The organism is Candidatus Hepatoplasma crinochetorum Av, assembly GCF_000582535.1.
In the GTDB taxonomy this organism is placed as follows: Bacteria; Bacillota_I; Bacilli_A; order Mycoplasmatales; family Hepatoplasmataceae; genus Hepatoplasma; species Hepatoplasma crinochetorum.
Genome location: NZ_CP006932.1, coordinates 1 through 22,128, shown reverse-complemented (window position 1 = coordinate 22,128; position 22,128 = coordinate 1). Strand labels below are relative to the sequence as shown.

Below are 22,128 nucleotides of genomic sequence, written 5' to 3'. Positions count from 1 at the left end.
GTTTTTCAAAAATTAAAGAAAAAGTAAAGTAATATTAGTACTCCAATTATCGAAAAAATATAGATCAATATTTTTATTACTAAAAGCAAATATTCCACAATATTTAATAATTTAATTTCCCTAATAATTGATAATTATTTTTTATCAGTTTTATTATTTTCTTTTGTTTTTTTTGAATTAAGATTTTCCTTTTTTTCAAGTTCAATCATTTCATTAGTTAATTTTTTATTTTTATAAATATAATCAATATCTTCTGTATTTAAGATTTCTTTAATAAGTAAGGCTTTTGCAAAAAGTTCAATCATTGGTTTATTATTTGAAATAATTTCATGAGCTTTTACATATGATTTATTAATTAATTCACGGATTTCTTTATCAATTAATTCCGAAACTTTTTCACTTACTGAATTTTTTTCATACATTCCATATGAATTAACTTCTTGTGAATTTCATTGGATTGCTCCTAAATTTTCACTCATTCCAAAATCCATAATCATTCTTCGAGCAATTTTTGTTGCTTCTTGAATATCTGAATATGCACCAGTTGTAATTTCGTCTTTTCCAAAGAAAATTTCTTCTGAAACACGACCTCCAAGATATGAAATAATTTTTGCATTAAGTTCTGCTTTTGTTTGAATAATTTTTTCTTTTTTGGGTGTCATTAAAACATATCCACCAGCAGACCCCCTAGGAACAATTGAAATTTTTTGTACTCTTTCTGCATCTTTTAGAATAAGTCCAATTAAAGCATGTCCTGCTTCGTGATGAGCAATTAAAATTTTTTCTTCTTGTGACATTGCATTATTTGCTTTTGCAGGTCCTCCAATTACACGATCTATTGCTTCATCAATAGTATCTAGTGTAATTTCATTTAATTTTTCTCTTACTGCTAAGATGGCTGCTTCATTAATAACATTTTCAAGTTCTGCTCCAGAAAATCCTGGAGTTCGCATTGAAATATTTATTCAATTTACATCTTTTGAGAATTTTTTATTTCCTTTAGAACCATGTAATCTTAAAATTGCTTCTCTTTCTTTTACATCGGGTAGTCTAATATCAATTAATCTATCAAATCTACCTGGACGTTTAAGAGCTGGATCTAATACATCTGGACGATTTGTTGCAGCAATTACAATAATTCCTGAATTAGGTGAAAATCCATCCATTTCAACTAATAATTGATTTAAAGTTTGTTCACGCTCATCATTACCACCAGGACCAGCACCTCTTCTTCGACCAACAGCATCTAATTCATCAATAAAAATAAGAGAAGGAGAAGTTTTTTTTGCTTGTTCAAAAAGAGATCTTACTCTTGAAGCACCTACTCCAACAAACATTTCAACAAAATCTGAACCAGAAATTGAATAAAATGGAATTGTTGCTTCTCCTGCAATTGCTTTTGCAAATAAAGTTTTTCCTGTTCCGGGAGGACCTGATAACATTACACCTTTTGGAGTCCTTGCTCCAAATTTAGAATATTTATCTGGTTGTTTTAAAAAATCAACTATTTCATATAATTCTTGTTTAATTTCTTCGTAACCTTGAACATCAGAAAATCTAACATTTGAAATCTGTGGAAGTAAAGTTTTTTTAGAAGCTTTACCAATGTTTGATTGACTTTGAATAATTTTTTTAAATATTCAAACAGTAATTCCAACAATTATTATAAGAGGAAGTAAAAATGCAACTAAACTTCAAAAGACTGATGTTGTTTGATAAGAAAGTGAGTAATCTATATTTAAAATATTTGGATTACTTGCTAATATACTATCTTCTAATCAGGTTTGATAATCATCAACATTAGCAAAATAAGTATAATAATATTCATATCCACTCGGGGCATCAATAATAACAGTTACTTGAACAAGTTGATCTGAATCTTGAATAACAAGACCATTAATATCAATAGATGTTCCAATAACAGCAGAATTAATTTGATCTGCTAATTCAGTTGGTGTAAGATAAGTATAATTTACATTAAAAATTAAAGCAAAAAGAATTAAAATCAGAAAGAAAAAGAATAATAATCATAAAATTGTTGATAATGATGATTTTTTCTTTTTGGGAGGTATTGGACCAACCGGTTTTTTTTCTGTTTTAGGACTAGGATTATTTAAATCTGTATTTTGTTTAGATTTATTATCCTGATTTTTTTCATTCTCTTTTGAATTAGATTTCTTATCTTTTTCAACTTCAGAATTAGATTCAGAATTATTATTTTTTGAATTTGGATCTTCGCCTCTAAGAGATAATAAATCTTGTTCTTTGATACTTGAATCGTTTAAAAACATTTTATTCCTTTATATTATTAGATTTAATTATACCAAGATAATTTAAATTTCTGTATTTCTCATCATAATCTAAACCATATCCCAATAAGAAACCAGGAGGAATTTCAGAAAAACAAATATATTTTTTAATATCTTTTAAAAATTCATTATTTCTTCTTTTATTATAAAGTGCAATAACAGAAATAGATAACGGTTTCTGTTTTTTTAAAATTTTAATAATTTTAAAAATTGTTTCCCCACTATCAATTAAATCATCAATAATAATAATGTTTTCGTTTTTTAGATCAATTGTTTTCTTATATGTTATTTTAGGTTTATTTAACTTTTTATTTAAATAATAAGAATTAGAATAAATAAAATCAAATGCAATATCAAATTTACATTTTCTTGCAAGATCTAATCCTAAATACAATCCGCCTTTCATTATAATAATAAAAACAACTTTTTCATTATTAAAACGATTATTCAATATTTTTGCTAAATTTGAAACTGCTTTATTTATTTCTTGATCTGTTTTTATTGTTTTTAATAAGTAATTATTCTCAGTTCCCATATTTAAAATGTATACAATTTATAGTAAATATAAAATTAATTATATTAAATTAATTATTAATTTTAAAATTATCTTTCAAAAAAATTAATTTTTGGTTTTTTATTTTTAAAAATAAATTTTCTTTTAATCGATAATTTTTATTTCCTCTTTTATTTTTAATAAATAAAATTATTGCTTTTATTTTATTATTATTGATTGATATATTTTCATCAATAAATTGTGTTGAAAGATATTTATAAATTAAATTTTCTTTTAATAAATCTTTTTGATTATTAAAAAAATCAACGTCATAATCTTTAATTCTTCAATTTTTAAAAATCTTATCAATTTTTTTTCTTTTTCTTTCATTTGCTGAATTTATTTTTTTATAATAATCAAGCATTTTTTCTTTTTCTTTTAAATTTAATAAAAATAATTTTTTTCTAATCTGATTTCTTAAATATTTATCACTAAAATTTGATTTATCAATTTTATAATCAATTTTTGCTTTGTTTAATTTCTCAATAATTTCTTCTTTTCAATATTTATTAATAAACGGTCTAATTAAAATTAGGTTTTGATAATAATTTTTTTTATTAATTCCATAAAAGAGATATTTATTTGATCTTTTTTCTTGCATTATTGCTGTCTCCAAAAAATCATCTTTATGATGTCCTAAAAATAAATAATTAGTTTGGTATTTTTTAGCAATTTCTTTAAAAAAATCATATCTAATTAATCTTGCATAAGCTTCTTGATTATTATTAATTTTTGAATAAATTTTTTCAATTTTTTTATCAACAGATAATCTTTCAAAAATAAATGAATTCTCATTACAAATCTTTTTTACTAATTCTTCTTCTTGATTTGATTCTTTGCGAAAATGATAATTAACATGAGCTACAATTATTTTGTATTTTTTTTTTACTAATTTAGATAACAAAAAAATTGAATCAGGTCCTCCCGAAACAGCAACAATAATATTTTTATTTTTGATATTTTTTACCATTATATTTTTCTTGTAATTCCTTAAAATCAATTTTTAAATAATCTTCTATTATTTTTAAATATAAAGAAAATTTTTCTTTTAAAATTTCTAATTCTTTTAAAGAAAAATTTCCTAGAACATAATTTATAAGATTATATTCTTTTAAAAAAGGACCAATTCCTATTTTCAAGCGATTAAAATTTTCTGTATTTAAATTTAAAATAATATTTTTAATGCCATTATGTCCACCTGAAGAACCATTATTTTTAAGTTTAAAATTCGCTAAATTTTGATCTTTGTCATCTGAAATAACCAAAATATCTTCTGGTTTAATTTTATAATAAGAAGATATTTTGGTTACAAATTCTCCTGATAAATTCATATAAGTTTGCGGTTTTGCAATTATATATTTTTCATTATTAAAATTAGAAATTAAATAACAACCATTAAATTTTTTTTTATCAAGAATAAGATTATTTTTTTCTAAAAAATAATCTATAATCATAAATCCAAGATTATGCCTTGTATTTTTATATTTACTTCCTGGATTACCTAACCCAACAATTAATTTCATATTTATAAAATAATTAAATAACAGTATTATATTTCTTAATAAAATGATCAATAATTGATTGATCATTAATATGTTTTAAAATAACATCTGCAATTGGAGTTGCAAGATTTATTATTTTTAAAAATTTATCTTTTGAATGATTATTTATTGAATTTGTTGTAATAATCATTTTTGCTCCTGCTTCTTTTATTTTTTTTCAAACAATATCATAATCTTCATCTTTTGATCTAGAAAATAAACTATGTGTAGCAGCAACATAAATATTATTTGCTCCGTTTTTTTTAAGAATTTTAATACCTTCTATAATTGTTCCTCCAGTATCTATAATATCATCTACAATTACACAATTTTTACCTTTTACATTTCCTATTAAATTACCAACAATAGCTTCATTTGCTTTTATTCTTCTTTTATCTATAATTGCTATTTCAGAATCAAGAATTTTAGCAAGACTTCTTGCTCGAGAAACTCCCCCATGATCAGGAGAAATAATAATTAAATTTTCTATTTTTTCTTTTTTTATTTCCCTTGCTAAAAGTCCATAAGCTCTTAAATCATCAACAGGAATTCTAAAAAAACCTTGAATTTGTGGAGAATGTAAATCAAAGCAAATAACTCTGCTAGCACCAGCCTCTTCTAAAAGTCTAGCAACAAGTGCTGCAGTAATTGGTTGTCTTCCATTATTTTTTCGATCTTGTCTAGCGTAACCATAATAAGGAATAATTAAGTTTATTTCTTTTGCTGATGATCTTCTTAATGTATCAATAAAAATTAATAATTCCATTAAATTTTCATTTACAGGATTCGAAGTTGATTGAATAATAAATGTTCTTTTATTTCGTACAGATGTCTCTAATTCGAAATAAATTTCACCATCCTTAAAATGTTTAATTTCAGAATCTCCTAGTTTTATTTTTGTCTTTACCGATACTTCTTCTGCTATTTTTTTTAATGTTGATAATCCAAAAATGATTGAATTATTTATTTTTGAATTTTGCATTTTCAATTTCTTTCCATATTTTTAAATAATCTTCAATTAATATTTGTTCTGCTCTTATATTTAATTTAAATTTGTTTCTAATTAAATATAGTTTAACAAATTCAAAATAAGGATTTTCTGTAATTTTTAAAGAATTAAGTAAAGTTTTCCTTTTTTTTGCAAAACAATCTTTAATAAATAAAAGAAATAAATTATAATCAAAATTTATTTTTTTTCTTTTTAAAATAATGAATCCTGAATCTACTTTCGGAATTGGTTTAAAACATTCTTTAGGAACATTTATTTTTTTTTCAAGTGAAAATAAACTTCCTATTGCAATAGTTAATCTTCCATATTTTTTTGTATTAGAATTTGCAAATATTCGATCAACCAATTCCTTTTGTAACATAATTGCAAAAATTGATATTTTAGGATACTTAAACATTTCAAATATTATCTTAGTTGAAATATAATAAGGTAGATTTGAAATTAAGTAAACATCATTTTCATTTACAATTAATTTATTTAAATTAATTTTTAAAATATCGCTATGAATTAAAATTAAATTTCTTTTGTTTATTATTTGATTATTTTTTATTAAATTAATCATATCCTCATCAATTTCAATTGCAATTACTTTATTTGAATTTTCTAATAATTTATTTGTAAGATTTCCTGTTCCCGGACCAATTTCAATTACTGTTTTGTTTTTTAAATTTGGAAGAATATTAATAATTTCATTTATTTTATTTTTATCAACCAAGAAGTTTTGCCCAAGATTTTTTTTTGGTTTTAGCAATAGATTACCTCATTAAATTCAATATATAATACTTGAAAGTATTATATATTTATAAAGGGAAAATTTAGATAATTTTTTTCTAAAAAATAAAATTAAAATAATTAATAATATTTTAAAAATATAAATAATTTATTCTAGTTAAAACATTTTAAATTTTAAATTTAAAAGGAATATAATTTTTTTGGATGTAAGATTAAATAAAATTGAGAAAGAGAAAATTTTTAATTTATAAAAATTAGAAAAAATGAAAAAAATTATTAGCGCTATTGCGATTATTCCAATAGTTTTTGCTTTTGGATATAATAATTCAAATTATAAAAAATTAAATAAAAATAAAGAAATAGAAGAAAAAATTGTTCTAAAGGATTTTGAAGTAGGAGATTATCATAGTGGTATAACTATTGATACAAATTTTGATGGTTATGCAGATACATTATATATGTGAGGATATAATAATCAAGGTCAGATAGGTGATGGAACAACAATAAACAAATATTATCCAATAAAAATTACACCAAAAGGACAAGATAATTGAAATGGAAATATTATTGATATTTCTTTAAATGGAGATCATAGTGGAATTACTGTTGATACTAATTATGATGGTTATGCAGATACATTATATATGTGAGGAAGAAATTCAAATGGAGAAATTGGTGATGGAACAACAAAGGATACATATATACCAAAAAAAATTACACCCAATAATCAAAATAATTGAAATGGAAATATTATAGATTTAGATGCAGGTAATAATTATAGTGGAGTTAGTATTGATACTAATTATGACGGTTATGCAGATACATTATATATGTGAGGATATAATAATAGTGGACAAATTGGAAATGGATCAAGTGGATCTAATATTTTAAATCCAACAATAATAACCCCAGAAAATGGTAATTGGAATGGAGCAATTTATGATATCTCTTTTGGAATCTATCATAGTGGAGCAACTATAGATTCTAATTATGATGGATATGCAGATACATTATATATGTGAGGAGATAATCAGTATGGACAACTTGGTGATGGTACAAGTAATGATAAATATTATCCTACAATTATAAGACAACAAAATCAAGATGATTGAGATGGAAATATTATTGATTTATCATTAGGAAGAAATCATACCGGAATCGTAGTGGATAATAATTCAGGTGAAAATTATAATACATTATATATGTGAGGAGCAAATGGTAATGGACAAATTGGAAATGGAACAATAGGACCAAATGTTTGATATCCAACTACAATTACTCCACAAAATCAAGAGAATTGAAATGGAAATATTGTTGATTTATCATTAGGACATTATAATAGCAGCGTTATCATAGATAATAATAAGGATAATTTTGCAGATACATTGTATATGTGAGGAGGCAATAATAACGGACAGCTTGGTGATGGAACTCAAAATAATATTTTAAATCCAAAAATTATTACACCGGAAAATGAATCGGATTGAAATGGAAATATAATTGATGTCTCTTCAGGTCAAAATTTTACTGGAGTTCTTATTGATAATAATAAAGATAATTTTGCAGATACATTATATATGTGTGGAAGTGATAATTATGGACAATTAGGAAATGGGGGCAATTCAAAAGATTCAAAGAAAATCTATTTTATTCCAATAGCTTCTACTATTCCTAATTTACTAAATACATTTCAATTTTATTCTATTAATGGAAAAATATTTATTGAATTGAAATTTAATGATGTATTAGAAACAATTGATGAAACAATAGAAGTAAAAATCATAGATTCAGATGGAAATATTTATAATACAACTTTTATTGATGGTAGATCAAATATTGAAGAAGATTCATATTATTATCGAATAGATTATGATTTTGATCGTGGACAAACTTATATATTTGATACATTAATAATTAATGGAAATCAATTTAATATAAATAATTATCAATTTACTACTGATTACTTAATTTCAGATTTTAAAATAACAAATGTAAATTCTTCAGAAGCTACCGTTAGCTTAAATTTAAATAATAACGGAGAGAATTTTTCTCTTGATAAATATACCGAAGATCAAAGACAAATAAAAATAAATTATACAAATCTTGATTTAAATACAACTTATCATAAAAAAGTAACTTTAGATGATTCTTATAAAATTAAATTAAATAATTTAAATATAGATACAAATTATCAAATTACTTCAATCCAATATTTTTATGAAAATGGAAGTTATAAATATAAGGTAGAACAAGATTCTTTAAATTTTAAAACAAATGAAGCAATTCCTAAAATAATATCTAATTCTTTTACTGTAATTGATTATTCAATTAATGATAATTCTTTTAATTATACTGTTGAAATCGATAATTTAAAACCAAATGCTGATAAAACAGGTTTTGAAAATTATGATGTAAATAATGGAATTTGATTAATTGATAATGATGATAATATTTATAATTCTACTTATTTAGATTATCAACAAATTGGATATAGTGAATATCAAGGATATTATAATTACCAATTTGTCTTTAATCAAAGTGGATTAAATTCAAATACTACATATTTATTTACTGGTATCACACTTGATAATTTAGAACAAACATTAAATCCAACAATTTATAATTTTAATTCCTTAATTTCTGTAACAACAACAGGAGTTGGAGAACAAGAACCATTAATTATTGCTAATTCTATTTCAGTAATTGAGAATTCAATTACTTCTAATTCATTTAATTATGTAATCCAAATTGATAATTTGAAATTAGAAAATGGATCTAATTTAAATGATCCAATTTTTAGTAATTTTAATCCAAAAAATGGATTATATTTAAAAAATAATTTGGGGCAAATATTTAGATCAGATTATATTTTAGAAAGTGAAATTTATCTTGGAAACGGAACAACAACAGGAACATCAAAATATCAATTTACTTTTCAAATTAATGGCTTAAATTCAAACACAACTTATACATTTACAGAAGCTAAAATAGTTACTAATAATAACTATACAAATATAGATGATGTAATAGTAAAAACATTAATGTAATCTTAAAAAAAAAGTAATATAATTTTTTTGGATGTAAGATTAAATAAAATTGAGAAAGAGAGAATTTTTAAATCAAGAATATGAAAAAAATTATTAGTGCTATTACTATTATTCCAATAGTTATTGCTTTTGGATATAATAGTTCTAATTATAAAGATTTAAATGAAAATGTAAAATTAGGAGAGAAAATTGTTTTAAAAGATTTTGAAGCAGGAGATTTCCATAGTGGTATAACAATTGATACAGATGAAAATGGATATGCAGATACACTTTATATGTGAGGAAGAAATGATAAAGGACAAATTGGAAATGCAACAGCTATAAATCAATTTTATCCGATAAAAATACTACCACAAAATCAAAATGATTGGGGTGGAAATATTATTGATTTTTCATTAAATGGACTCACTAGTGGTTTAACTGTAGATACTAATTTAGATGGATATGCAGATACACTATATATGTGAGGAAATAACTCTAAAGGTGAAATTGGAGATGGAACGATTAAAAATACTACTACTCCAAAAATAATAACTCCAACAGACCAAACAAATTGAGGCGGAAATATTATTGATTTTGATTTGGGATATAATCATACTGGAGTTACTATTGATACAAATTTAGATGGATATGCAGATACACTTTATATGTGAGGAAGCAACCAATATGGTCAAATTGGTAATAACGGAACAACAGGAACAGGTTATTATCCAAGTCCACAAATTATAAATCCAGAAAGTGGTACTTGAGGTGGAAATATTGTTGATCTTGATTTAGGATACAATCATACAGGAGTTACTATTGACACCGATTCTATAAATGATGGTTATGGTAATGTTCTTTATATGTGAGGAAATAACAGTAATGGACAAATCGGAAATGAAACAACAGGTGGTTTTTCTACTACTCCAATAATTGTTGTTCCACAAAGTGGTACTTGAAATGGAACATTTATAGATTTTGAATTAAATGGTGATGATTCTAGTTTATTAATTAATGAAAATTTAGAAGATCCAGCTAGAACAAATAATACACTTTATATGTGAGGAAATAATCAATATGGACAAATTGGAAATGGAACAGAAATTGATGTTTCTACACCAACTATAATAACACCAGAAAATAATGATTGAGGAGGAAGCATTTATGATGTATCATTAGGTGGAAATTATTCATCAGTTGTTGTAAATTCAAATGAAGAAATTAATGAACAATATGCAGATACACTTTATATGTGAGGAAATAATCAATATGGACAACTTGGTAATGGAACAATAACAAATTTATTAACCCCGACTATGATAACTCCTAAAAATGATCAATGACAAGGAAAAATTACTGATATCAGTTTAGGAAATGGACATTCAGGAATATTAATTGATTATAATAATGACAGTATTGCTGATACATTGTATATGGCAGGAAATGATGCTTATGGGCAATTAGGAAATGGTGGAAATGCAAGCGATGATAATTTATTAGAATTTGAAGCAATTTTTTCTACAATTCCTAATATTTTAAATAATTATCAATTTTATTATTTAAATAATAAATTATTTGTTCAATTAAATTTAAATGATGCTTTAAATGTAATTAATGATATTCCGTCAATTAAAATAAAAGATAATAATGGAAAAATTTATAATACTACATTTATTGATGGTAGATCAAATATTGAAGAAGATTCATATTATTATCGAATTGATGGTGATTTTATAAGAGGAGAAGAATATACAATTGATTCAATAATTATTGATGGATATGAAATTAATATTGAAGATTATTCCATTTTAACAGATTACATAATTTCTGATTATTGAGTAAGCATAATTAATAGTACAGATGCAACAATTAGTTTAAATTTAACACAAAATGGTGAAGCTTTTGATATTAATAATTATACAAATGATCAAAGACAAGTAAAAATAAATTATACAAATCTTGATTTAAATACAACTTATCATAAAAAAGTAACTTTAGATGATTCTTATAAAATCAAATTAAATAATTTAAGTATAGATACAAATTATCAAATTACTTCAATTCAATATTTTTATGAAGATGGAAGTTATAAATATAAAATAGAACAAGATCCTATGACTTTTATAACAAAATCACAAAATCCCTCAATAATTGCTAATTCATTTGGTGTAATTAATTATTCTATTACAAATAATTCTTTTAATTATTCTGTTGAAATTGATAATTTAAAACCAAATGCTGATGAAACAGGTTTTGAAAATTATGATGTAAATAATGGAATTTGATTAATTGATCAAAATAATAATTATTACAATTCTACTTATTTAGATAGTAATTTAATTGGATATAGTAGTATTGCTGGATATTATGATTATGAATTTATCTTCCAACAAAATGGTTTAAATTTAGAAAATAATAATACATATATTTTTACTGGTTTATCTCTAGATAATCCATTTTATACAGAAAACCCTGAAATAGTTTATTTTGATGAACCTATTACAGTTGAATCATCAGAAAATAGTGAAATTTCATTAATTACAGATTCTTTTGTTATATTTGAAAATTCAATTACTTCAAATTCTTTTGAATTTTCAATTCAAATTGATAATTTAAAATTAAAAGATAATTCTAATATTAATAATCCTACTTTTAATAATTTCAATCCTTATAATGGAATTTTTTTAAAAGATGATTCAAATAAATATTATCAATCTGATTATATTGAAAATTCTGCAATATATATAGGAAAAGGAAGTATCGAAGGAACAGAAAAATATCAATTTACTTTTAAAGTAAATAATTTAATTCCTAATACAGAATATACCTTTATAGAAATAAGTACAATAAATTATGAAGATTATTATCAATCTATTACTCCTACAACAGTAAGAACTGATTCTATCTAATAATTTAGATAAAAAACAAAATAAAAAAACATGTTTTAAAACATGTTTTTTTATTTATTTAAATATTTCTTTTGCTTTTATTGCAAAATATTTTGATCTCTCTATAAAATAATCGTTTATGTTTTTTCCATAATAATTTTTCAGATCTTTTAATGCTAAAATCTCAAAATTACTATTATTATTTATTGTAAAATTATCATATTCTATATTTTTAATTAAAGAATCAAAACTATCTTTTTCATTTTTTTTAATTAATTTATTTATTTTATGAAAAAAATAATTGCCTAATCTTAAACAAGATTCCTCTGTGATATTATTAAATTTTTGTAAAAATCTATTTCATTCCTCGCTACGTTTTTTTGCTTCTTTTTCAACAATAGGATAAACATCATATTTACTAAATTTTTGTTCATCAATTGAATAATTATTTTGATGTACAATTTTAAAAATAATATCTTTTAAAATTTGAGCATTATAAATTGGTTCATTTGCAAGAACATTATAAAATTTTTGATCATCTGGAAATTTTAATAAATTATCTTCATTTGAAATAGCTTTTTTTAATAAATTTAAAAAAGGTTCTATTAATAATCCATTTTTTTTATTAATTTCTAAGATTTGATTAAATTTTTTAGAAAAATTTAAAATTTTAATTCCATAATTTTCTTTTGAATTTACAGCTCCTAGTCTTATTCTTCAATTTTGAATAAATTTAAGAATATCAATAAATTCTGAAGGATTTTTAATTCTTATAATAGCTCCTTTATCTGAGAATACAATATTTTCTTCACTAATTAAATAAGGAATTAAAATATTTACAAAACTTGTTCCTGCTAATGAATAAAAATATTTATAATAATCAGATAAGATTGAACTTTTACTTCAAATTTGATATGTTCCTATATTTAAAAATAAATAAGTATTTAAAAATACTGATAAATCCTTTAAAATATTTTCAAATTCTTGTAAGGAAAAATTATCGATCTTATTATATTTTTGTTTTAATTGATTGGAAAATAATGATTTAAATTGGGAAAATAATCTTTTTTCATTTGTTTTACTATTACTATAAAAATTAATATAAGAATTGAAAAAATTATTTGTTATTTTTTCAAAATCTTTTTCTTTATTATTTCCTAATCATAAATTTAATTTTTCAACAATATAATAATCAAATAAAGTTGTTATTTGCTTTGATTTATCATCATTAAAAATTAAACCTATTTCTCCTATTTGATCTTCTTCTTGATTAGAAACAAGAGATATTATATAGTTTTTAAAAATATTAAAATTAGTAAGTAAAACTCCTTTAGAATTTATTGATTCAAAAAGCTCAAATTCATCATAATCTTTTGTTCAATTTATTCCAATTACTAATTTTTTTAAACTTTGGTATAGTTTATCTAAATTTCCAATTATTGATTCTTCTTCATTTTTAGGTTTTTTAAAATCAGAAATTTTTTTTAATAAATATTTATATATTTCATAAATATTGTTTCCTTTAAGATAATTTTTATTTGATTTTAATAATTTTTTATCTTTTTCTCATATAATTCTAAAAGCTTCAATTGATTTTTTATCATCAAATCTGTCAATTGGTAAATTTTTATTGTTAATAAATTTTGCTAACTTATTATCAATTTTGTCTTCGTGTTTTAATTCTTTTAAATAATTAATATACAAAGCTTTTACAAATAAAGCAATTGTTGTAAATCTTTGTTGACCATCAACAATTTTTAATAAATAAATTTTTTTGTTAGCAGATTTACGAAAATTATTAGTATTACTTAAAGTAACCAATCCAAAAAAATGATTTTTTTGATCTATTATTCTTTTTTCCAAATCAAGAAATAGTTCATCGATTTCACTTGTTGTTCAAGAGAAATTTCTTTGATAAATTGGAATAAAAAACTTTTTGCCTTCATCAAATAAAACATTTAAAATTTTATCATCATTTATTACAATTGTTTTATAAGGTTCATGATAAAAAATTTGCTTTATTTTAATATCTGCTTTAGGTTCTTTTTCATTTGGTTTATAATATCGATCTGATTTAAAATCACGACTTGAATTTAAATCATAAAATCAATATAAAATATTGTAAATATAATCTAAACACATTACAATTTTTGATTTATTGATTTCAAAATTATTTTTTTGATTTTTGCTATGAGAACTATTGTTTGATATATTTTTAATAAAATACAAAGCATCTTTTATATCTTTATTAATTATATTTCAATCATCTAATTCAGTAATTTTTTCATAACTGCTTTGAAAATTGAAATATTTTTGATAATCAAAATCTCTATAAAGATTATTTATTTTAATTTTTTCGGGAATAAAATGTTCTAAAAAATTTTCTAAAAAATCTCTTAGTGATTTTGCAATATTTCCTTCATTTTTTAATATTTCTTCTTCAATTTGTGATACATATTCTTCGATTCTATTTATACTTTCATTTAAAATATAAATCGCACCACTATCAATATTATATTTAGGATTATTTATATTTAAATAATCATCAAATTTATTAAAATTTGAGGTTTTAAACATAATTATCGCCTCCTTTTCATAAACAAATTATAAAAAATCTTAAAACTAAAAAAATTTAATTTTGTAATTTAATTAAATAAAAAATATTTTCAATAAAATAATTATTTTTAAAATTCTGAAAATTAAATACTAAATATCAAGATCTGTAAATAAAATTACATTTTTATGATTTAAAAGATAAGTAACAGGTCAATTTGAATCAATTTTTTTTGCTAGTATTTTTTCAATTGCTTTACGTTTTTTTTCTCCTCAAGCAATTATATAAATTAATTGAGATTTCTCAAGAATATCTTTTACTCCGATTGTAATTGCTTTTTTTGGATAATTTGTACGATTTTTAAAATTTGTTTTAATTGTGGAATCAGTTAATTCAATAATTTTTGTACGATCCGTAATTTTACTTCCTGGTTCATTAAAAGCAATATGTCCATTTTCTCCAACTCCTAAAATAGTAATATCAAAAAAATTAATTTTATCTAATTTTTTATTATATTCATCAGGATTTTCTGGAAAAAATGTATTTTCTTTATTTATATCAATTTCATTGAATAATTTTTGATTCATAAAATTAAGAAATGAATCAGCAAAATATTTATCTTTTTCTAAATATTCATCTAAATTAAAAGTGATTACATTTTTGAATGATATTTTTTTTTCTTGATAAAAATTAATTAATTTTTGATAAATCCCTACTGGTGAATTTCCTGTTGCTAATAAAAGTTTTGCATTACTTTTATAATTGATAATATCTTTTATATTATCTGCAATTGATTGCTCTAATTTTTCTTTAGATCCACTTATAATCTTCATTATTTCTCCAATATTTTATTTCCCATTACATATACATCTTTAATTTTAAAATTAAAATCTAAAATTAAAACATCAGCATCATAATCTTTTTCGATTTTACCTTTTTTTAAATTTAAAAGATTTGCTTGATTTGTAGAAGTTACAGCCACTGCTTCACTAATAGAAGCTTTTTGATATTTAATTCAATCTTTAAATCCTTGATACATAGTATAACAAGAACCATTTAAAATTTTGTTTTCAAATCATGCCGCTCCATCTCTTTTATAAATATTCCCATTAGGACCAGGGTAAATTCCATCTTTTAATCCTTTTATTTGTAAAGAGTCAGTAACAAGCATAATTTTATCTTTTGCTTTAATTTTATAAATTTTATCTGCTAATTCTTTTGAATTATGAATTCTATCATTTATAAATTCAATATAAAGATTATCATTTTTTATAATATATTCCGATAAACTATTATCATTTAGATCATCATTTTTTTGCATTGCATTATTAAAATGAGTAATTGATTTTATTCCATATTTTTCTTTTGCAATGAATTGCTTTTTATTTGCATTCATATGGCCAGCAGAAATAATTATATTTTTTTTATTAAGATAAATTAATGATTCTTTATTAATAATTTCAGGAGCAACAGTAATTAATTTAATGTTATTAAAATAACCATCAATATATTTATTTATATTTTTAATTATTGGTTCGGTAATTTCTGAAATTGGATGAGCTCCCTTTTTTATTTTACTTATAAAAGGACCTTCCATATGCCAACCAATAAAATTTGCTCCATTTAATTTTTTATTAATAAAAGGACTAAGATTTTTAAAAGTTTTCCTTGTTTTCTGTAAGTCTGTAGTAATTGTTGTTCCTAAAATAGATGTTACTCCTTCATTTAAAGCCATCTTATTTAAAAAAAATAATAATTTTTTTTGATCTGCTAACACAAAATCAAAATTATATCCCCCATGTGAATGTATTTCAATAAAACCTGGAATTATATATTGTTTTTCGACAATTTCTTTCTGATCTAAAACTTTAACATTTAAAATTTTTCCTGCTTCTAAAATTATTTCAATTTTTTTTAAATCTTTATTATAGCCTCTTATTTTAATCATTATTTAACCCTTTCATAAACTTTTTTAACATCTTGAATTTATTTTTCTTTTACTTTATCATCGTAATATTTAAAGTAATCTTGATAATTTTCTCAATTATCAAATATTTCTTTCATATTTTTTGCAATTATTTCTGATTCTGGGCCTATAATAAATTGAAGAGATTTTGTCCCTGGTGAAATAAGTCCAGTATAACCAATTTTTATTGCATCTTCTTTTTTAAGATTAGAATTATCTTTTACAGATAATCTTAATCTTGTAATACAATTATCAATATCTGTGATATTATCTTTTCCTACTAATTTAATTGTTTCAATTGTCATTTTGAAATATTTATCATCTTTTGAATTGATACCATTTTTTTCATCTTCTCCTAATTCAATTATTCCTGAAATGTTTCCTCCTCTTCCTGGTGTTGCTAGATTAAATTTTTTAATAATAAGAATTGACATCAGGTAATAAATAGGAAAAACAATAATTCCAATTAAAAGAACATTAATAAATCCCCCTCAACCATTTGCATAACTACTTATTCCATGTGATAAATTAAGAGAATTAGGAACAGATAATCCAAAATCTATTGCTCCTGCTGAAAATCCAAATCCAAATGAAGCTCCTGTTGCAATTGTTATTGCTCCTACAACTCCCGAAAGTAAGGCATAAGCAAGATAAAGCAAAGGAGATACAAACATAAATGAAAATTCAAGAGGCTCTGTAATTCCTGTTAAAAATGATACTGCTGCAGCAGTAATCATAAATGCATAAACACTTTTACGATACTCTTTATCTGCCTGACTAGCAATTGCTAATCCAACTGCAGGAAGTCCAAACATCATAATTGGAAAAAATCCAACTTGAAAAGCTCCAACATTTGCTTCTTGTAAATAAGTAAAGGCTGTTCGATCAGGTATTTCTGTTCCAGTATTAATATCATAAGCAATATCACTATTTGCAACTACCCCAATTTCTGGAATTGCAATTACAACATTAGATCCAGATTCTAAAAAGGCATTAATATCACCAAACATCGGAACAAATGTTCCTGTTGTATCTTGAATAAAAATTTGATTTCCTTCTCAAGTAATAGGCATTTGAAATCAGAAGAAAACATTTAAAACTTGATGTAAACCTGTTGGTATTAATAAACGATTAATAGCAATATAAACTCCTCCTCCTAATCAGGGAATATATAATAATCCATAAGCTAATTCAACTAGAGCTAATTGAAATCAAGGCCAAATAATAGCCATCAAAAAGGAAAATAGCAAAGTAGCTAAAAGCATTACCATTGGTACAAATCTTCTTCCACTAAAAAATCCTAAAGCTTTTGGTAATTGAATATCAGAAAATTTGTTATAAAGTCAAGCCGCAAGAATCCCCATTGCTATTCCCCCAAAAACTCCAAGATTTAATAATCAAGTCGCATAAATAGTAGTAGTGCCATCTGGATTTGTAACTTCTGTAACATAATATAGAAGTTGAGAATATCCATCTTTTGTAAGTACATTATCATATATAAGTGATGTAAGAGAGTGTTCATTTTGAACTAAAGCAACAAGTCCAAGATATCCGATAAGGCCAACTAAGGCAGCCTCTCCACGATGATCTTTTGCTAATCCAAAAGCAACACCAACTCCAAAAATCATTGCTAAATTGTCAAAAATAATAGCACCCGGAGTTTCAATAATTCATCCAAATCATCAAATTCCAGAATACATATCTCCTGCTCCACTAATAGCATCCCCTATTCTTAATGCTAATGCTGCAGCAGGAAGAACAGCAATTGGATATACTAATGATTTACCTATTTTCTGTAAAAAAGAAAGAAAAGAGAATTTTTCTTTTTGCTTTTTTTCTTTTATTATAGTTTTTTCGTTAGATTTATTTTGAACTAACTTTTTTTCTTCCATCTCAATTTTTTTCTCCTACCCCTAATCAAAATAATTATAAGATTTTGATATTAAATTAAAAAAATCATTTACAAAAGTAAATGATATTTATAAAAATAAAAAAAAATTATTTTATCTTACATTAATTATTAATTTTTTTAAAATAATATAATTAATTTGTAGAACAACAAAAAGGGATCAAAGTGAAAAAAGAACTAACACAAAATAAAACATCAGTAAAGAATAAAAAACAAACAATAATTTCAACTGCTAGTGTTCAAAATATTTTAAGTAATTTACAATTTCCTAATAATAAGGAATTAAAACTATTATTTAAAATTTTAAATAATAGTTTACAAGAAAATGAAAGATTATTAAAAGATCGAAATTTTTTAAATAATAAAATTATCCAAGAATATAATTTATTAAATAAATACAACGAAGAAGTTAATGTAATAAATGAAAATATTTTTAAAGTAAAAAAAGAAATTGAAAATAAATATAATTATCAAGAAAAATTAAAAGAAATTAATGTTTCTTTTGATAGCTTAATAAATAAACTTCGAAAATTAAATTTAAATGATATCTTTAATAAAAGAAAAAAAATTGGATTTATTACAAAGGAAAAGAAAATTGCTGAAAATAAAAATGATTTAAAAGAAATTACAAGTGAATTTAGAGAAAATAAAAATCAATTTATTGATGAATTTGAAAAATTTCATCAAAGAATTAAAATCTTTCCTATAATAAAAGTAGATTTTGATGGATTTGAAAAATATATTAATCGTTTTAATTTTTTAACTACAGAAGCAAAGAAATTAAAATTAAAAATTAATGATGATAATTTAATTCTTGCTGATTGTGATCAAAAAATTAATAAATTAAGAAAAAAAATTGAGCAAGAAGTAGAAGAATGATTAAATCAAATCAAAAGAGAAATGATAATTGAAATAAGCGGAGATTTAAATTCGGATTTTAAAACAAAAATTAGAGATTTAAAAATTAGTCAATTATAAATTTATATTTTAAAAGGAAGGATTAAACAACGAAATTTATTTTCATCTGTATTATCTTTCATTATAAATGGTTGTTCAGGAGAATTAAAATCTAAAGTAATATTAGGGTTCTCTAGTTTATTTATTGCTTCTTTTAATAATCTAGGATTAAAATAAATTACAAATTCATTTCCTCCTTCAAAAGTAAAATCTTTCGTTTCAATTTTAGATGTTCCTGTTTCACTTTCATTTGATTCAATCATTAAAATTTGATCAAATATTTTAAGAGTAACAATCGTACTTGCAGATTCCTTATTTAATACAAGGGGAAGAGCACGATCTAAAAGTGTAAGCATTAATTCTTTTTTAATTACAAGCTTTTGGTTATTTTCTCCTAAAAATGCTCTTTCCAAATCAGGAAATACTCCTTCTATTAAATTAATTTGTGTTAATAGGTTATCATCAATTATTAATAATTTGTTTTCGAAAAATCTTAATTTAATTTTTTGAGAATCATTTATTAGTTTTAAATATTCCTTTATTGCTTTAATTGGAATAATTACATTAATTAAATCTTTTTGATAATTAATTTTTTGTTTATTAAAAGCGATTCTTATATTATCTGATGCGATTAATTTAATGCTATTTTGATCAATTTTTAAATTAATTCCTTGTAATATTTTTCTATTAGATCTTTCATCACCAGCAAAAACAACTGATTCTATTAATTTTTTGAAATATAAATTATTAATTATTAATTCTTTATAATTTTGATCAGAAATAAATTTTTCTTTTTTATATTTTTTATCATTCATTAAATTTATTTCATAATAAGAATTTTTTGATTTAATTGTAATTAAATTATCTTCTATTTTATTAAATATTACTATTTCATTATTTTCTAATTTTGAAATTACTTCATTCAATAATTTTGCTTTTATTAAAAAAATACCTTCTTTTAATATTTCGATATTATTATTTAAATTATATTTTAAACTTATATATGTGTTTTTAGCTTCAATAAATATATTATTCTTTGTTATTTCAAATAAAATTCCATTCATTTCTACTAAATAATTATTGTTGTATGAAATATTTGAAAATATTCTTGATATTTTTTTAAGAGTTAAACCATCTATTTTGAATTTCATTTTTGTCCTTAATATATAAATATATTATATTTATTTTTTTAATTATTATTATTAATAATGTGGAAATGTTTAAAACTAAAAAAATTAGATAAAAAGCTTTATTTTTCTTGATATTTTTAAATAAATAATTGTTAATAAGATGTTGATAAGTTTACTAAAAACTTATAGCTTTAATTTAAGATCATCAATTACTTCTTTAAATTCTTCATTTTCATTTAAATTTTTATCTATTTTATTAATAGCATACATAATTGTAGAATGATCTTTATTAAATTTTCTTCCAATATCATTTAATGAGTAATGTAAAATTTCTCTTGTAAGGAAAATTGCAATGTTTCTTGCAATTATGATATCTTTTTTTCTTGATTTACTTAGAATATCTTTTTGATTTATTCCATATTTTTTTGCAACAAGGTTAATTATAGAATCAAAAGAAGATTTTTCTTCAATATCTAGATCTTCAAATACCTCTGAAATAAAATTTACATTTATTTTTTCATCATTTTTACTATTAATTACATATAATATTAATCTATTTAAAGCTCCTTCTAAAAATCTTACATTTTCACCAAAATTATTTGCAATTCATTTAATTGATTCATTTGTAAATTTATTAATATCTAATTTCTCGTTTTTTCTTATTTTAAGTTTTAAGATTTCCTCTGTTGTTTTTTGATCAGGAGGATAAATTCTTACTGTTAATCCCCCTTTAAATCTTGTAATAAATCTTTCTTCAAAATCCTTTAATTCTTTTGGATCTTGATCAGAAGTAACAACAATTTGTTTATTATTATTTATAAAAAAATTAAAAATATTAAAAAAAACTTCTTTTGTTTTCTTACGAGATTGAATAAATTGAACATCATCAATTAAAAGACAATCATATTTTGCATATTCATTAAATATATTTTGAATATTTTTATTTATATCATCAGATTCAAAGGCACGCATTACAATATCACCAAAATCTTTTGCTTCTGCATATTTAATTCTTTTTTCAGGAAAGTTTTTTTTTATTTCGTTTCCAATTGAATGAAGAATATGTGTTTTTCCTAATCCACTTTTACCATGAAGAAAAAAAGGATTTCAATTTAAATTACTGCTATCATTAGATAATGCAATAGCCATTGCTGCTTTATATAATAATACATTTTTATCAGAAACAATAAATGTATCAAATGTAAATCTTTTATTAAGAGAATCAGACTTAATTTCTATTTCAATTTTTTCTTGTTTTTCCTCTATTTCTTTTATTTCTTCATATTCTTGTTCAGTAATTATTTTTAATTTATAATTTTCTCCTAATTTTCTTTTTGTGCTATCGGCCAAAAAACTATAAAAATTATCATTTATAATATGTTTTTCAAAGGTAGCATTTACAGTTACAAAAATACAATTGTTTTTTTGATCTATTTCTGCTAATTTCGAACTACTTTCAATAAGTTTAAAAAAATTATATCTTCAATCTTCATTTATATTAGTAGAGGAATAAATGTCTTTCCAGGTTTTAATTAAATTATTTACATCCAT

15 protein-coding genes are annotated in these 22,128 nt (G+C 22.1%); 3 read left to right on the top strand and 12 right to left on the bottom strand.

Annotation, left to right across the window (positions count from 1 at the left end; translation table 4 throughout):
- Positions 1-134: 134 nt before the first annotated feature.
- From ftsH to rsmA, 6 genes are read right to left on the bottom strand one after another with little or no spacing between them, the layout of a single operon-like run.
- Entirely contained in the window at positions 135-2,291 is a 2,157-nt protein-coding gene (gene ftsH / locus X271_RS00075; protein WP_025208435.1) for an ATP-dependent zinc metalloprotease FtsH, read from the bottom strand.
- 1 nt (position 2,292) lies between these two features.
- On the bottom strand, positions 2,293-2,844 hold the full coding sequence (locus X271_RS00070) for a phosphoribosyltransferase (protein ID WP_025208434.1): 552 nt from the start codon (positions 2,842-2,844) through the stop codon (positions 2,293-2,295).
- A gap of 49 nt (positions 2,845-2,893) precedes the next feature.
- Positions 2,894-3,832 (bottom strand): tRNA lysidine(34) synthetase TilS, encoded by a 939-nt coding sequence (gene tilS, locus X271_RS00065; RefSeq protein WP_025208433.1) that lies wholly within the window; start codon positions 3,830-3,832, stop codon positions 2,894-2,896.
- Positions 3,810-4,385: an aminoacyl-tRNA hydrolase gene (pth, locus tag X271_RS00060; protein WP_025208432.1), complete on the bottom strand. Its 576-nt coding sequence runs from the start codon at positions 4,383-4,385 to the stop codon at positions 3,810-3,812. Before pth ends, tilS begins: the two co-directional genes overlap by 23 nt.
- A 13-nt stretch (positions 4,386-4,398) precedes the next feature.
- Positions 4,399-5,385: a ribose-phosphate diphosphokinase gene (locus tag X271_RS00055; RefSeq protein WP_025208431.1), complete on the bottom strand. Its 987-nt coding sequence runs from the start codon at positions 5,383-5,385 to the stop codon at positions 4,399-4,401.
- Complete coding sequence (rsmA, locus tag X271_RS00050; RefSeq protein WP_025208430.1) at positions 5,363-6,163, bottom strand: 16S rRNA (adenine(1518)-N(6)/adenine(1519)-N(6))-dimethyltransferase RsmA; 801 nt, start codon at positions 6,161-6,163, stop codon at positions 5,363-5,365. Before rsmA ends, X271_RS00055 begins: the two co-directional genes overlap by 23 nt.
- A 244-nt stretch (positions 6,164-6,407) precedes the next feature.
- On the opposite strand from rsmA, the gene X271_RS00045 reads away from it, so the two are divergent.
- Together X271_RS00045 and X271_RS00040 are read left to right on the top strand one after the other, a co-directional pair.
- Complete coding sequence (locus X271_RS00045; protein ID WP_025208429.1) at positions 6,408-9,191, top strand: RCC1 domain-containing protein; 2,784 nt, start codon at positions 6,408-6,410, stop codon at positions 9,189-9,191.
- Between the two features lie 80 nt (positions 9,192-9,271).
- On the top strand, positions 9,272-12,082 hold the full coding sequence (locus tag X271_RS00040; RefSeq protein ID WP_025208428.1) for an RCC1 domain-containing protein: 2,811 nt from the start codon (positions 9,272-9,274) through the stop codon (positions 12,080-12,082).
- A 54-nt stretch (positions 12,083-12,136) separates the two neighbouring features.
- On the opposite strand, the gene X271_RS00035 is transcribed toward X271_RS00040, so the two are convergent.
- The 4 genes from X271_RS00035 to X271_RS00020 form a co-directional block, all read right to left on the bottom strand.
- Positions 12,137-14,638, bottom strand: a complete 2,502-nt coding sequence (locus tag X271_RS00035; RefSeq protein WP_025208427.1) for a DUF262 domain-containing protein — start codon at positions 14,636-14,638, stop codon at positions 12,137-12,139.
- A gap of 129 nt (positions 14,639-14,767) precedes the next feature.
- Positions 14,768-15,448 (bottom strand): glucosamine-6-phosphate deaminase, encoded by a 681-nt coding sequence (locus X271_RS00030; protein WP_025208426.1) that lies wholly within the window; start codon positions 15,446-15,448, stop codon positions 14,768-14,770.
- Positions 15,448-16,563, bottom strand: coding sequence for an N-acetylglucosamine-6-phosphate deacetylase (locus tag X271_RS00025; protein WP_025208425.1), 1,116 nt, complete (start codon positions 16,561-16,563; stop codon positions 15,448-15,450). The genes X271_RS00030 and X271_RS00025 overlap by 1 nt, the downstream gene beginning before the upstream one ends.
- A 38-nt stretch (positions 16,564-16,601) precedes the next feature.
- Positions 16,602-18,473 carry a PTS transporter subunit EIIC gene (locus X271_RS00020; RefSeq protein WP_025208424.1) on the bottom strand — a complete coding sequence of 624 codons (1,872 nt, stop codon included), beginning with the start codon at positions 18,471-18,473 and terminating at the stop codon, positions 16,602-16,604.
- A gap of 182 nt (positions 18,474-18,655) precedes the next feature.
- Between X271_RS00020 and X271_RS00015 the strand changes: the two genes are divergently transcribed.
- Positions 18,656-19,468: a hypothetical protein gene (locus X271_RS00015; RefSeq protein WP_025208423.1), complete on the top strand. Its 813-nt coding sequence runs from the start codon at positions 18,656-18,658 to the stop codon at positions 19,466-19,468.
- Between the two features lie 2 nt (positions 19,469-19,470).
- Here X271_RS00015 and dnaN read toward each other — a convergent pair whose 3' ends face one another.
- Both dnaN and dnaA read right to left on the bottom strand, forming a co-directional pair.
- Positions 19,471-20,598, bottom strand: coding sequence for a DNA polymerase III subunit beta (dnaN, locus tag X271_RS00010; protein WP_025208422.1), 1,128 nt, complete (start codon positions 20,596-20,598; stop codon positions 19,471-19,473).
- Between the two features lie 162 nt (positions 20,599-20,760).
- The gene (dnaA, locus tag X271_RS03295) at positions 20,761-22,128 is read right to left on the bottom strand and encodes a chromosomal replication initiator protein DnaA (protein ID WP_025208421.1); all 1,368 of its coding nucleotides are present in this window, start codon (positions 22,126-22,128) and stop codon (positions 20,761-20,763) included.